General features: G+C 34.4%; 8 protein-coding genes. 6 read left to right on the top strand and 2 right to left on the bottom strand.

The window, feature by feature from the left end:
• From ADIWIN_RS12505 to ADIWIN_RS12495, 3 genes are all read left to right on the top strand, one after another.
• A complete protein-coding gene (locus ADIWIN_RS12505) occupies positions 1 to 1,836 on the top strand; it encodes an ABC transporter ATP-binding protein (protein ID WP_020897551.1) in 1,836 nt (611 codons plus the stop codon).
• A gap of 18 nt (positions 1,837 to 1,854) precedes the next feature.
• On the top strand, positions 1,855 to 2,361 hold the full coding sequence (locus tag ADIWIN_RS12500) for a DUF2480 family protein (protein ID WP_020897550.1): 507 nt from the start codon (positions 1,855 to 1,857) through the stop codon (positions 2,359 to 2,361).
• A gap of 115 nt (positions 2,362 to 2,476) precedes the next feature.
• The gene (locus tag ADIWIN_RS12495) at positions 2,477 to 3,406 is read left to right on the top strand and encodes a DUF3078 domain-containing protein (protein WP_020897549.1); all 930 of its coding nucleotides are present in this window, start codon (positions 2,477 to 2,479) and stop codon (positions 3,404 to 3,406) included.
• Positions 3,407 to 3,481: 75 nt separating this feature from the next.
• On the opposite strand, the gene ADIWIN_RS12490 is transcribed toward ADIWIN_RS12495, so the two are convergent.
• Positions 3,482 to 5,752: a transglycosylase domain-containing protein gene (locus tag ADIWIN_RS12490; protein ID WP_020897548.1), complete on the bottom strand. Its 2,271-nt coding sequence runs from the start codon at positions 5,750 to 5,752 to the stop codon at positions 3,482 to 3,484.
• A gap of 13 nt (positions 5,753 to 5,765) precedes the next feature.
• On the bottom strand, positions 5,766 to 6,977 hold the full coding sequence (gene hflX, locus ADIWIN_RS12485) for a GTPase HflX (RefSeq protein ID WP_020897547.1): 1,212 nt from the start codon (positions 6,975 to 6,977) through the stop codon (positions 5,766 to 5,768).
• 71 nt (positions 6,978 to 7,048) lie between these two features.
• On the opposite strand from hflX, the gene ADIWIN_RS12480 reads away from it, so the two are divergent.
• From ADIWIN_RS12480 to ADIWIN_RS12470, 3 genes are all read left to right on the top strand, one after another.
• Complete coding sequence (locus ADIWIN_RS12480; RefSeq protein WP_020897546.1) at positions 7,049 to 7,999, top strand: endonuclease/exonuclease/phosphatase family protein; 951 nt, start codon at positions 7,049 to 7,051, stop codon at positions 7,997 to 7,999.
• 222 nt (positions 8,000 to 8,221) lie between these two features.
• A complete protein-coding gene (locus tag ADIWIN_RS12475; RefSeq protein WP_161624674.1) occupies positions 8,222 to 13,465 on the top strand; it encodes an FIDD domain-containing protein in 5,244 nt (1,747 codons plus the stop codon).
• A 43-nt stretch (positions 13,466 to 13,508) separates the two neighbouring features.
• The gene (locus tag ADIWIN_RS12470; protein ID WP_020897544.1) at positions 13,509 to 14,417 is read left to right on the top strand and encodes a PorP/SprF family type IX secretion system membrane protein; all 909 of its coding nucleotides are present in this window, start codon (positions 13,509 to 13,511) and stop codon (positions 14,415 to 14,417) included.

Raw genomic sequence — 14,417 nt, 5'->3', positions numbered from 1 at the left:
ATGCCAAGACGCAGTCCAAACTCTTTAAAAGACGATAAAAAAACCAGTATTAAATCATCATTTAATGCTTTAGTTTATATCCCTAGATTTTTTAAAGAAATTTGGAGAGTTAACAAAAGTCTTTTCATATTATCTGCATTCTGTAGACTCATTGGTGCCTTACTTCCTGTTGTCATTTTATGGATTGGGAAACTAATTATAGATGAAATTATATTACAAATTTCATTAGATGTACCTGACTATAATTCACTTTGGACGTATGTTGCTGTTGAGTTTGCTTTAATTATTCTTTCTGATTTAATAAGTAGAGCCATTTCTTTAACCGATGGTTTGCTTGGCGATGAATATAGTATTACTACATCGATAACTATCATTAAAAAAACCAATCAGATTAATATTAGTTTATTAGAAGATTCCGAGTTTTATGATAAACTAGAACGTGCCAGAACACAAACCAATGGTCGTGTTGGCTTAATGTCTAATGTTCTTGGACAAGCACAAAGCGCTATTTCTATTGCAACACTTGTAGCTGGTTTAATTTACTTTGAGCCTTATTTAATTATTCTGTTGGTACTAAGTATTATTCCTTCATTTATAAACGAAGTTCGCTTTAGTCAGCAACAATATTCTTTAGCAAGAAGCTGGACTTCAGAACGACGCGAGTTAGATTATTTAAGATTTATAGGAGCAAACGATAAAACAGCAAAAGAAATTAAGCTTTTTGGTTTAACAGATTTTGTGGTAAATCGTTTTAAAAATCTATCCGAAGAATATTATCAACTCAATAAAAAATTAGCTATAAAGCGTTCTGCATTAGGATTTTTATTTAATGTTTTAGGCTCCATGAGTTATTATGGCGCTTATGTGTTTATTATTTATCGCGTGCTTTCTGGATCGATTACTCTTGGTGAATTAACTTTTTTATCAGGTTCGTTTAACCGCTTAATGCGAAACCTTCAAGATTTCTTTTCAAAGTTCACACGTATTTCTGAAAGTGCTTTATACCTAAAGGATTATTTCGATTTTATAGATATTTCCATTGTTTCAAAAGTAAAAGAAGACATTCCGCTACCGAAGAAAATCACTAAAGGTTTTGAGATTAAAGACGTTCGTTTTGCCTATCCAAATTCTGAACTAGAAATTTTAAAAGGCATTACATTTAATCTTAAGGCAGGTGAAAAACTAGCATTCGTAGGGCAAAATGGAGCCGGAAAAACCACTTTAATAAAATTGCTCTTACGTTTTTATGAGCCCACTTCTGGCGAAATACTATTAGATGGCATTAATATTAACCGTTTTAATATGGCGGAATATCAAGAATATTTCGGAGTTATTTTTCAGGATTTCTTTAGATATGAATTTACCGTGAAAGAAAATATAGCTATTGGAAATATTAATGAACTAGACAACCAAAATAAAATTGAAAATGCCGCTGAATTAAGTTTAGCCAACGAGGTTGTCTCCGAATTAAAACATGGCTACAATCAACAATTGGGAAAACGTTTTGCTAACGGACAAGAATTATCTGGTGGGCAATGGCAAAAAGTAGCTTTGGCAAGAGCCTACATGAAAAATGCTGAAGTGATGATTTTAGATGAACCAACATCAGCCTTAGATGCCAGAGCAGAAAGCGAAGTATTTGAGCGATTTATAGGTCTAACAGAGGGCAAGACCAGTATTATTATTTCGCACAGATTTAGTACGGTTCGGCAAGCAGATAGAATTTTAGTTTTAGAACATGGAAAAGCATTAGAAATAGGCACACACGAAGAGCTCATAAAAAACCAAGCTTTGTATGCTGAATTGTTCACATTACAAGCTGAGGGCTATCAGTAAAACAATTACCTTTACACTATGGCAGAAGAAATTATAAATAGAATTGCAAATAGCAAACTAAAAGTTATAGATTTAGAAGACTATTACCCAAAAGGTGAGCGTGTTCTTTTTGATATTACAGATTGGTTATTGGAAGGCTTTGTACTCCGAGAAAAAGAGTTTAGAGCTTATGTTGCAGACCACAATTGGTCGCAGTACCAAGATTGTTATATGGCATTGCATTGCTCAACTGATGCTATTGTGCCAGACTGGGCTTATATGCTTATTGCTATTGAACTTCAAGATTATGCTAAATTGGCTATGATAGGATCTTTAAATGATTTAGAATCTATTTTATATGCTGACATTATTTCGAAATTAGATGTTTCAATATATGAAGGTTTACCAGTTATTATAAAAGGATGTTCTCATAAGCCTGTACCTTCAAATGCCTTAATATTACTATCGCAAAAATTAAAACCTATAGCAAGGTCTATTATGTTTGGTGAGGCTTGTTCTTCTGTTCCGCTCTTTAAAAGAAAATAATAACACAAAAGTGTGACTTTTTGGTGATTATAGGGTCTAAAAAGTGATTTCGTAACTATAAACAGAAATCATTTAATACTTATATTTGCAACTTAAAAATTTAACACAATTGATTATGAACAAAAAACTATTATTAATAGCTATTTTAATGCTATCTGTTACTTTTGGTTTTTCTCAAACTAAGGAAGAATTACAGGCTCAAAAAGCTGAAAAACAAGCAGAAGCAAACAAGTTTCAAGGTGAAGCGAATGCTATACAGAAACAAATTGATGCTTTACCAGGTTGGAGAATAGGTGCTTTTGGTACTATTGGTGGTAGCCTATCTAACTTTAACGATTGGTATTCTCAAGGAACACCAAATAACAGTTCTGGTAATATTGGTATTTCATTTAATGCATTTGCTAATAAAATTGAAGACAAATATTTTTGGAGAAACTCTTTAACTACAAATTTTGCATGGGTAAAATTAGATGATAAAGATGATCCCACTGACAGCGATTCCTTCGAGTCCACTACAGATGTTTTTAATATTTCTTCGCTTTATGGGTATAAATTAAGTGAAAAAATTGCTATATCTGCTTTAGGTGAATACAGAACAACAGTATTAGATAACTTTAATGACCCTGGATATTTAGACCTTGGTATTGGTGCAACTTGGACACCTCTTGAAAACTTAATCGTAGTGGTTCACCCTTTAAACTACAACTTTGTATTTGCTGATGATAGCACTATTTTTGAATCTTCTTTAGGTGCAAAAATTGTAGCAGATTATACACGACAAATTGGTGCTATAAGCTTTAAAACGAATCTTTCTGCATTCCAAAGTTATGAATCTTCTGATTTATCTAACTTTACTTGGACCAACTCATTTAGCTACAAATTATGGAAAATGATTGGTGTTGGTTTCGATTTTGGCTTACGTAGTAATAAGCAAGAAGCTTTAGATTACTCGGTTAATACTTTAGGTAATGCTACTGAAACTTTTGATTCTGTAGACAACAAAATACAATCATACTATACCGTTGGTTTAAGCTACGCTTTCTAACAACAACAACATTTTTAAAATGAGAAACCTGTCTAGATTAAATTTAGACAGGTTTTTTTATACAATTATATCACTCTAATTAAACTTTTTCTTTTTCTCTTTTTTCTTAAACAATCGCTTAATAAAACCATCTCGTTTTGTAGGCTCACAGTCTAGATCACTTAAAACTTGTTCAGAGGGTTTTTCAAACTGAGCCCCCGTTATTGATTTGTAATCACTGTCTTTATTCAACTTCTGATAAAACTTTGCAAAAATCGGTAAGGCTGAATTAGAACCTTGTCCCATACCTGTAGATTTAAATCCGATGCTGTGATTGTCATTACCAACCCAAGTTATAGTTACCAAATTAGGTGTTAAGCCAACAAACCATCCGTCCTTATTGTTTTGCGTGGTTCCTGTTTTACCTGCAATGTCATTTTTTAATCCGTAAGTACTTCGCAATCGTGATGCAGTTCCGTTGTTAACTGTAGATTTCATCATCTCTAAAAGCACTTGCCTCGTATAATCACTATACGCTTGTTCTTTAAAAATTTCGGGTTCAAATGTAGCTATGATATTTCCAGATTTATCTTCAATTTTAGTAATATAATAAGGGGTTACAGCTTTGCTTTTATTTAAATAACTAGCGTAAGCACCTGTTAAATCCTTCAAACTAATTTCGGCAACTCCTAATGCTAACGAAGGCTCATTGGGTAGTTTTTTTGAAATTCCTAACTTTTCAACTTGCTCTAATACCTTCGGAATACCAACTGTTTCCAAAACCTTAACAGAAATGGTGTTTACAGAATTACTTAAAGCGTTTTCTAAATTGTAATTGATATAAATGTCTTCTTCTTCGCTTCCTGAATTCGTTGGTGTCCAATCATCATAATTGGTATACGTTACTTTATTTAAAGAAAAATAAGTACACGGATTTAAATCATTATCAATAGCAGCAGTATATACAAAGGGTTTAAAGGTAGATCCGACTTGGCGTTGACTTTGCGAAATATGATCGTATTTAAAATAACGATAATCAATACCACCAACATAAGCTCTTACTGCTCCTGTGGTTGGCTCAACAGACAACATTCCTGTGTTTAAAAATTTAAGATAATGCTTTAAACTATCTATAGTAGATATATTTTTAATGGTATCTCCTTTCCAACTGAATACATCTGTAGGTCGTTTAATATTTAAAGAATCTTTAATTTGCTTTTCTGATAGCCCTTGGTCTTTATATTTTTTGACTTGGTCTAATTTAGAAATCGCACGTTCTAATAGTTTAGAATTTGTTTCCCAAGGCGAATTATTACCATACGATGTTTCAAAATCTGCTTGAAGCTTGCTCATATGTTCCTTCATGGCGGCTTCCGCTAGTTCTTGCATTTTGTAATCTAAAGTAGTATGTACAATAAGACCATCTTTATAGAGATCATAGTTTTCTCCTTCAGAATTTTTTAAGGTGTCTAAAATAGACTCTAGTTGTTTCTTTACTTCAGCTCTAAAATAAGGAGCTAAACCTAAATCGTGATTAAAAGAGCGGTACTCTAATTTTAAATCTTGGTTTGAGTAAAACTCTAACGAATCTTCAGAAAGGTAACCATAGTTTTTCATCTGATTTAAAACTACATTTCTTCGATCTTTACTACGCTCTAAATGGACTCTTGGATTGTAATACGTATTGGCTTTTAATGTACCCACCAAAGCTGCGGCTTCAATAATAGAAATATCTTGTACCGACTTATTAAAGAATTTAATGGACGCACTTTCTATACCATAGGTATTATCCGAAAAAGGAACTGTGTTGAGATACAAGGTTAAAATTTCGTCTTTAGAATACACTTCTTCTATACGTTGTGCAACTATAGACTCTTTAAACTTAGTAATCAGCATACTGAAAAACGCATAATTCTTCCGTCCATATAGATTTTTCGCCAATTGAAGGGTTATCGTACTTCCACCACCTGCAGATTTATCTTGAAGGATTAAATTCTTAACAAACACGCGCATTAAACTAATGTTGTCTATACCGTTATGCTCATAAAACCGTGAATCTTCTGTGGCGACTAAAGCGTCAATAAGATGTTTGGGTAAATCTTCGAAAGTTACAGGCTGTCTGTCATAGATATAATACTTACCTATTAATTTTTCGTCTTTGTCTAAAAGTTGTGTGGCTTGCTCTTGCTTAATAGAACTGATATCTTCTATCGTTGGGACTTTTCCGAATAAGCCAACATATATACTAATATATAGACCAAATAGAAACAACAAAATGGCTGCTATGAGAATAACGAGCCATTTTATCCATTTGTTTTTTAATATCTTTTTAATCGAAGTTGTAAAGCGTGATTGGGAAGCTTTCATATAAAAGAACTTTTTATTCTATATCTTCAACGTCGGGATATAGGAAATGATTGTATGGAAAACGCGTCACATGGATTTCTCGCACTTCTTTATAAACACGTTTTCTAAACTCTTCCATATTCTCCTTATTCAATGCCGAAATAAACAAAGCGTTGTCACCAACTCTATTCATCCAGGTTTTTTTCCATTCTTCAATAGTATAATTGGCTTCTGTACGAACTTCTATTAAATCTTCTTCATCAAACGGTTCCGCTTCATAAGCATCAATCTTATTAAAAACCATAATTGTTGGCTTGTCTTTGCTTTCTATTTCGTCTAAAATTTGATTAACAGATTCAATATGTTCTTCAAAATTAGCATGAGATATATCTACAATATGAAGTAATAAATCAGCCTCTCTAACTTCATCTAAAGTACTCTTAAACGATTCTACTAATTGCGTTGGCAGTTTTCTAATAAACCCAACAGTATCACTTACCAAAAAAGGTAAATTACCAATCACTACTTTCCTAACCGTAGTATCTAACGTAGCAAATAATTTATTTTCTGCAAATACATCACTCTTACTAATGACATTCATTAATGTAGATTTCCCAACATTGGTATAACCTACTAGAGCTACGCGTACCATTTTTCCACGATTACCGCGTTGCACAGCTTGCTGCTTGTCTATCGTTTTTATCTTGGCTTTTAATAAAGCTATCTTATCTCTAACAATACGTCTATCCGTTTCAATCTCAGTTTCACCAGGACCACGCATTCCAATACCACCTTTTTGACGCTCGAGGTGAGTCCACATTCCTTTTAATCGTGGGAGTAAATATTCACATTGCGCTAATTCTACTTGCGTTCTGGCATAGCTCGTTTGTGCACGTTGCGCAAAAATATCTAAGATTAAGTTCGTTCTATCGAGAATCTTACAGTTTAGAATCTTACTAATATTTCGTTCTTGAGCTGGAGTTAATTCATCATCAAAGATTACTGTACCAATGTCATTTTCTTGTACAAAATTAGCAACCTCCTCCATTTTCCCTGTACCAATAAAAGTTTTAGGATTCGGTAGCGCCATTTTTTGAGTATATCTTTTTATAACCTCTCCACCTGCTGTATAGGTTAAAAACTCTAACTCATCTAAGTACTCTTGTGACTTCTCTTCATCTTGATTTTGGGTAACAACACCAATGAGTACTACTTTTTCTAAATCTATATCTTTCTTTTCTATCATAATATATTAAAGTACAAAGTTAAGCAAATGGATTAGTCCTATTAATATTTTAAAAACCTATATTTAATCCTATGAATAATAATATTGACGCTTACACAATTGCATTTTATAATATCGAAAATTTATTCGATATAAAAAAAGCCCCTTTAACAAATGATAGGGATTTTTTACCAACCTCTCAAAAACGCTGGACTTTAAAGCGCTATCAAAATAAATTAATGAAATTGGGAACGGTAATTCCCAAAATAGGTAATGAAGATAGTAAAATTGCACCAGTAATAATTGGTTTAGCCGAAGTTGAAAATCAAAACGTCCTCTCAGATTTAGTAAATAGTAAGAATCTCATAGATGAAAACTATAAATTCATTCACTTTGATTCTTTAGATGAAAGAGGCATAGATGTCGCATTACTATATAAACCGGATATATTTAAAGTAAGACATTCTGAAACCTTTTCTGTGTATCTACAAAATGAAAAAGGAGAGCAAGATTATACTAGAGATATTCTTTTGGTACAAGGAGAACTAAATAATGAATCTATTAATGTAATCGTTAATCACTGGTCATCTCGTAGAGAAGGTGTACGAGAAACTGAATTTAAACGCATGGCCTCGGCAGATGTTGTGAATTCTGTAATTAAGAAGCTTAAAAAGGAAAACTTAAACGCTAAAATTATTGTAATGGGTGACTTTAATGATAATCCTAATTGTAATAGTTTGTTATTACTTGAAGAAGAAAGTGATCTCTTTAATCCATTTAAAACCGTTTGGTCTCGAGATAACGGAAGTCTAAGTCATAATTTTCAATGGAACTTGTTTGACCAAATTTTAGTCTCTACTAACTTTTTTGATACTTACAATTCTAACTTAGTATACAGCGATGCTAAAGTTTTTAATAGCAAATTTCTTACTCAATTTGATGGAAAATACAAAGGTCAGCCATTTAGAACCTTTGTAGGCAAAAAATATAAGGGAGGTTACAGCGATCATTTCCCTGTTTTTATCGAATTGAAGCCTTCATAAAAAATAGCCAACCCATTTATCGATTAATACGGTAGTTAATCTATTTTAGCAATGTTAACAACATGTTAATAGTCATTTTTTATATATTCGGGTTCGGATAGAAAAATCGTCTAACCAACGGTATCTATACGATTTGCAACTCTTTTTTTTTGCCAAACAAACAAATATCTTTGTAATCAGATGATTACAAAGACAATAAACCATTTAACAAACCGATTAATAATGAAAAAAATTACTCTATTTTTAATCATGCTAAGTTTCTTCCTGACGGCTAGTGCACAATATGATTTCCCCGCACTTACAGGCACCACAAATGTGGAAAACTTATCACCAATGACTTTTAACCTGAATAACGCAGCCAATGTAGCTGGCGTACCAGCCTCATCTTCGGGATCGTATTATTCGTTTCTGTTAACTGCAGATTGGACTGCAGGCGGTGGAGGACCTTGGTCTTCCGAAGCAGGTCTCGTAATTACAACAGCTTCAGGGTCTATTACAATGATTGAGCCACCAACCACTTATGGCGCAGCCGGGCTAGATACCGAGATTACATTTTCAGGTCTTCTTCCTGGTTCATATGACCCTACTTCAAATGGTTTTTTAGACATTGAAATAAGTCAGAGTTATCCAGATTCTGATGCTAACTGGTCTAATATTGTTCTAACTATATATGAAAGCCCAACTTGTTTTGAGCCATCAGAAATGGCTACGACGACGTTAACAACTACGACTGTAGATTTAATCTGGAATGCAGGAGACGCAGAAACAGCATGGAATTTAGAATATAATACTACTGATTTTACACCTGGAAATGGTGAAGCATCAGGAACAGATACAGCTACTGGTACACCTGCAACTTCAATTACAGGTTTAACAGAATCTACATCATATTTTGTTTATTACCAATCTGATTGTGGTACGGTTGATGGTGTTAGCGAATGGGTAGGACCATTTACTTTTTTTACTGGTTATTGTGAATCTTTACCGACAGCCCTAGAGGGTAGTGGTATCTCACAAATAGTATTAGGAGAAGAGACCTTAATCTCAGGAGGAGATCTTAATAATGAAGACTTTACAGCAACAACTGTTGATTTAGCCTCTAGTATAAATACTAATATGCAAATTACATTTGTTACTGGTTATGCATACTATGCTTATGTTTGGATTGATTTTAATGAAGATTTAGTATATGATGCGACTGAACTCGTTTTTTCAGGACAAGCACCAGTAGGAAATCCTACAACATTAGATGCATCATTTGTAATGCCAGATGTACCTTTAGGAGTTTATAATATGAGAATGACTAGTTCTTATGGCGCTCAAGCACCTCCTAACCCGTGTTATTCAGGAATCTGGGGTGTTACCGCAGATATGAGTATTAACGTAACACCTGCTCCAAGTTGTATTCCACCTACTGCATTAGCAGCAAATGGAATTGGTGCAAATAGCGCAGAACTTAGTTGGTCTCAAGTAGGAACAGTACCACAATGGAATATTGAAATTGTAACAAATGGCACTGAACCAACAGGATTAGCAACAGATACTGGTATTTCTAACCCCTATAATGCTACAGGATTAACTGGATTAACAAGTTATGACTACTACGTTCAAGCCGATTGTGGTGCAGGTGACCTAAGTGCATGGACTGGACCTTTTACGTTTACTACATTATGTGACGTAATAACCCCAGATTATATTCAAAACTTCGCAGATGTTACTTTTACCGCTATTCCAGAATGTTGGAATGAGGCTGATAATGGTAATCCAACCACTGGACCTACAGATTTAGGAGCGAGCTCTTGGACTTCTGATGGATTTCTTAATAACGGTACCACAGGCGCATATAAGTTAAATCTTTACACTCCATTTTTTGGTGATCCTTTAAATGAATGGATATTATCACCGCAATTTGATTTAACTGGTGGTCCTTTTCAAGTAGAATTTGATTTTGGAATTATGGATTTCGCTAGTTCTACACAACCAGGTGTTTTAGGTTCTGATGATGTTGTACAATTTTTAATGTCTACTGATAATGGCCTAACATGGACGGCTTTAATTACTTATGATAATACATCTGCACTACCAATTACGGGCGTACACCCTGTAATAGACTTAACAACATATGGTGGTCAAATAGTACAGTTTGCATTCTACGCTACTAGCGGAACTGTTTCTGATAGTGAAGACAATGATGTATTTGTAGATAACTTTAGAGTAAGAGGTATTCCAACCTGTCCTGAACCTACAGATTTATTAGGTACAAACCTAAGTCTAACTTCTACTGAATTAGCTTGGACAGAAAATGGAACTGCTACAACATGGAACATACAATATGGTGAAGCTGGTTTTGCTTTAGGTGACGGTACACTTATAAACGATGTTGCTTCAAACCCTTATATTTTAGAAGGTTTAACATCAGATACTAGTTATGAGTATTATGTACAAGCCATATGTGGTTCTGGTGATCTAAGCTCATTTAATGGTCCATTCGAATTCTTTACAGGCTATTGTGCATCTTTTCCAACATCCAATGATGGTGATGGTGTTAATAATGTTACTATTGGTATTACAGATTTCCCTAGTCCTGGTGATGTAACTTACGAAAATAATACATCTCCTGCAGTTAATGTTTTTAGAGGACTTGATGCTAATGTTGAAATTGAGTTTGGACATAGCGCAACATACAATACTATTATGTGGGTTGATTTTAACGATGATTTAGTATTTGATGCTACTGAGATTGTATACCAAGGTGTATCATCTGGTGGTGGCAACCCTCATACACAAGATGCCTCATTTCTTATGCCTGTTACGGCTCCATTAGGTGATCATAGAATGCGCATAGTCTCAACAGACTTTGCTCAAGCAACTCCAAATCCTTGTTATAATGGCACTTGGGGTGTTACCTTAGATTTTACGCTTAATGTCCAAGAATTAAATTGTACACTAGCAGAAGCAGAATATACAGTAGTAACAGACTGTACTACCGACACATTTTCTATTGATGTTAATATTACCGATGTAGGTGATGCAACATCTTTAGAAATTTCGAATAATTTTAATACTGACACAACTCAGGCGTTTGATGCTGGTATCTATCCAATAGGTCCATTTGATTTTGGTACTGAGGTAAAAATATTTATCACTAACGAACAAGATAACAATTGTACAATTAGTAGTAATAATTATGTGGTTGTAGGTTGTCCTCCAGTCAATGATAATCCATGTAACGCTACAGTAGCAGTTGTTAATGACGACATACTCTGCGCAGTTAGAACCTCAGGGACAATATTAGCGGCAACTACGTCTGATATTCCAGACCCGTCATGTGGTGGATCTGCTGACGATGATGTTTGGTTTCAATTTGAAGCACAAAGTGAATCTCAATTAATTGCTTTAGCAAATATTGCAGGAAGTGATACAAACTTAGGGCATGCGCTTTATGAAGGTTCTTGTGACAACTTAGTTGAAATAGCTTGTGCTGAAGCTGGCTTTTTTAATGCTGAATTATCTACTGCTACACCGCAACTTACGATAGGAAACACGTACTATATTAGAGTATTCTCTTTTGGTACTTCAAACGAAGACACCACATTTGATTTATGTATTACACCTTATGTTGCACCAGTAAATTTAGCGTGTGACTTAGCAGACAATTATTGTAGTGGTAGTGACGCAAGTGATATATTATATACTTACAACACTATAAATCAAAACGATGGAGCTGGCCAAATTGAATGTCTATTTACAACACCTAATCCTACTTACAGTGTTTTAGAAGTTGGAACCTCTGGTGATCTTTTCATTCAAATGGTTCAAAATACTGCTTTTGACGAGAATGACAATCCGATTGGAGATGAGCTAGATGTTGATTTTATTCTTTGGGGCCCATTTGCACCAGGTGATAGTTTATGTGATTTATCATCAGAAGTAGATTGTAGTTATTCTGCAGCTCCAGTAGAAGATGTAACACTTACAGGTGCCGTTCAGGGTGAAATATACCTTTTACTAATTACTAATTATGCAGAAGGCGCTGGTGTTATTCAAGTGAGACAAACAAATGTTGGTCAACCTGGCTCTGGTAGTACAATAGCAGATATTAATGCCTCTATTGTTAGTAACGAAGTCCCTATTGATCCTACTAATGATCCAGATGAAACGGATGAAGTATCAGTTTGTGGTTTCGAATCTATAACTCTAGAAACGTACTCACCATTTGCAGATGATTTTGTATGGACAAAAGATGGAACTGTAATACCAGGTGAAAACTTAACCTCTCTTGTTGTTACTGAATCAGGTAGCTACCAAGTACAGGCGTTCGATTCACAGTGTAATGCTAATGCACTATCTCAAGTTGTTATTGCAAATCTTTATAAGGATCCAGAATCATTAGCTCCACAAACCATTACAGCATGTGATGGACCAGAAGCAGATGGATCAGAACAATTTGATTTAGACGCTCTATCAACATCTCTCGCACTAGATGGCTTTACAATAACTTACTATACAAGTACTGCCAATGCTAACCAATTGATTGACGCTGTAGCATCACCATATACCTCAGTTGGAGAAACACTAATTATGAGAATAGAAGATACTGCTGCATATAACAATGGATTTATTGGATGTAGAGAATTATCTCAAGTAGAATTAATTGTAAATGCAAGACCAGTTATTAATCAGCCTGACGATTTTGTTGTCTGTGATGATTTAGATGGTGTTGTAGATGGTGAAACCGTATTTGATTTAGTCTCAATAAATGGTGATGTTACTGCAGATCCAAACATGATTATTTCATATCACACATCACTTGATGATGCAGAGGCAGGAACAGGTGCATTACCTAATTCATACTCTAGTGGAGATGAAACTATCTATGTAAGAGCACTAGATCCATCAACAGGTTGTTACGAAACGACGTCATTTGCTTTAGTAATTAACTTAGTACCATTGGCTACTTTTGATCTTCAGTATGACTACATCGTTTGTCCTCCACCATCAACAGCAACTAAAACAATAGGCATTACACCTACTAATTTTACAGATGCTGATGTAACTGTAAGTTGGACTCTAGATGGTATTGATTTTAATGGTAGTGGTTTAACCTTAACTAATGTTGTAGTAGCCGGTGAATATTCAGCTACAATAACATTTAATGAGAGTGGTTGTTCTAATACAATTACTAAAACTGTTGAAGAAGCTGAAACATGTATATTCCCAGAAGGTATTTCGCCAGGTGTTTCAATAGGTCAGAATGATACTTTTGACTTAAGTAGCTTTGGTGTTACTAAACTTGAAATATTTAATAGAAACGGAACGCTAGTATATTCAAAAAATAATTACACCGATGAATGGGTTGGACAAACTAATGATGGTGATGAATTACCAGTAGGTACTTATTTCTATACAGTAGTTTACGAAGGTGGAGCAAAGACAAAAAGTGCTTGGGTATATATTAACAGATAAATCAATAATAGAATTAATTAACTAACAGAATCAACTTATTATAATGAAAAAACTCTCTATTATAGCGGTTTTGCTTTTAGCATTTCAGATGCATGGGCAACAAGACCCTCAGTACACGCAGTACATGTATAATATGAATGTCATTAATCCTGCGTATGCAGGCTCAAAAGAAAATCTTTCTTTTGGACTATTATACAGAAATCAATGGACTAAGATTGATGGAGGACCAGAAACAGGAACGTTTTTTGGTCACACACCTATTGGCAATAACCTTGGGTTAGGTTTATCTGTCATTTCAGACCGAATTGGTCCGGTTAAGGAAACCAATGCTTATGTAGATGTTTCTTACACCTTACAATTAGGTGGAGAACACCGTTTAGCATTTGGAGTAAAAGCTGGAGCTACATTTCACGACATTGGCCTAAACTCTGATGTGAGTGTTGTAGATAATACAGATCCATTCTTCGCACAAGATATTAGTAGTACAACACCTAATATTGGAGCAGGTTTCTTTTATTATACCGACAAATACTATGTCTCTTTATCAGTACCAAATTTATTATCATCGGTTCATTTAGATGCTGATGGTTATAAAATAGGATCAGAAACACAGCACTATTTCTTAACTGGTGGTTATGTGTTTGATCTTTCACCTAATACAGAATTGAAGCCTTCTGTAATGGTAAAGTCTGCATTTGATGCACCAACATCATTTGATGTTAACGTCAATGCAAGGTTCTATAAGAAATTTGAAATTGGTGCGTCATATAGATTAGACGATTCATTTTCAGGTTTAGTTAATTTTGCTTTAACGCCTTCTCTAAGGATTGGTTATGCTTATGACGCTATATCGTCAGACATCAAAGCGTATGCACCAGCATCTCACGAGATCATGTTATTATTTGATCTTAATTTTTCGAAACGTGTTTCTCGTTCACCTAGATACTTTTAA

The sequence above is a fragment of the Winogradskyella psychrotolerans RS-3 genome (assembly GCF_000427335.1).
GTDB classification, from domain to species: domain Bacteria; phylum Bacteroidota; class Bacteroidia; order Flavobacteriales; family Flavobacteriaceae; genus Winogradskyella; species Winogradskyella psychrotolerans.
This window is presented reverse-complemented; position numbering and strand designations above follow the sequence as displayed.

What these genes read in the sequence shown, in the direction of transcription:
- ADIWIN_RS12475 (WP_161624674.1), top strand. Translation starts at nt 8,222, where the DNA reads ATGAAAAAAATTACTCTATTTTTAATCATGCTAAGTTTCTTCCTGACG.
- ADIWIN_RS12490 (WP_020897548.1), bottom strand. Translation starts at nt 5,752, where the DNA reads ATGAAAGCTTCCCAATCACGCTTTACAACTTCGATTAAAAAGATATTA.
- hflX (WP_020897547.1), bottom strand. Translation starts at nt 6,977, where the DNA reads ATGATAGAAAAGAAAGATATAGATTTAGAAAAAGTAGTACTCATTGGT.
- ADIWIN_RS12470 (WP_020897544.1), top strand. Translation starts at nt 13,509, where the DNA reads ATGAAAAAACTCTCTATTATAGCGGTTTTGCTTTTAGCATTTCAGATG.
- ADIWIN_RS12480 (WP_020897546.1), top strand. Translation starts at nt 7,049, where the DNA reads ATGAATAATAATATTGACGCTTACACAATTGCATTTTATAATATCGAA.
- ADIWIN_RS12495 (WP_020897549.1), top strand. Translation starts at nt 2,477, where the DNA reads ATGAACAAAAAACTATTATTAATAGCTATTTTAATGCTATCTGTTACT.
- ADIWIN_RS12500 (WP_020897550.1), top strand. Translation starts at nt 1,855, where the DNA reads ATGGCAGAAGAAATTATAAATAGAATTGCAAATAGCAAACTAAAAGTT.
- ADIWIN_RS12505 (WP_020897551.1), top strand. Translation starts at nt 1, where the DNA reads ATGCCAAGACGCAGTCCAAACTCTTTAAAAGACGATAAAAAAACCAGT.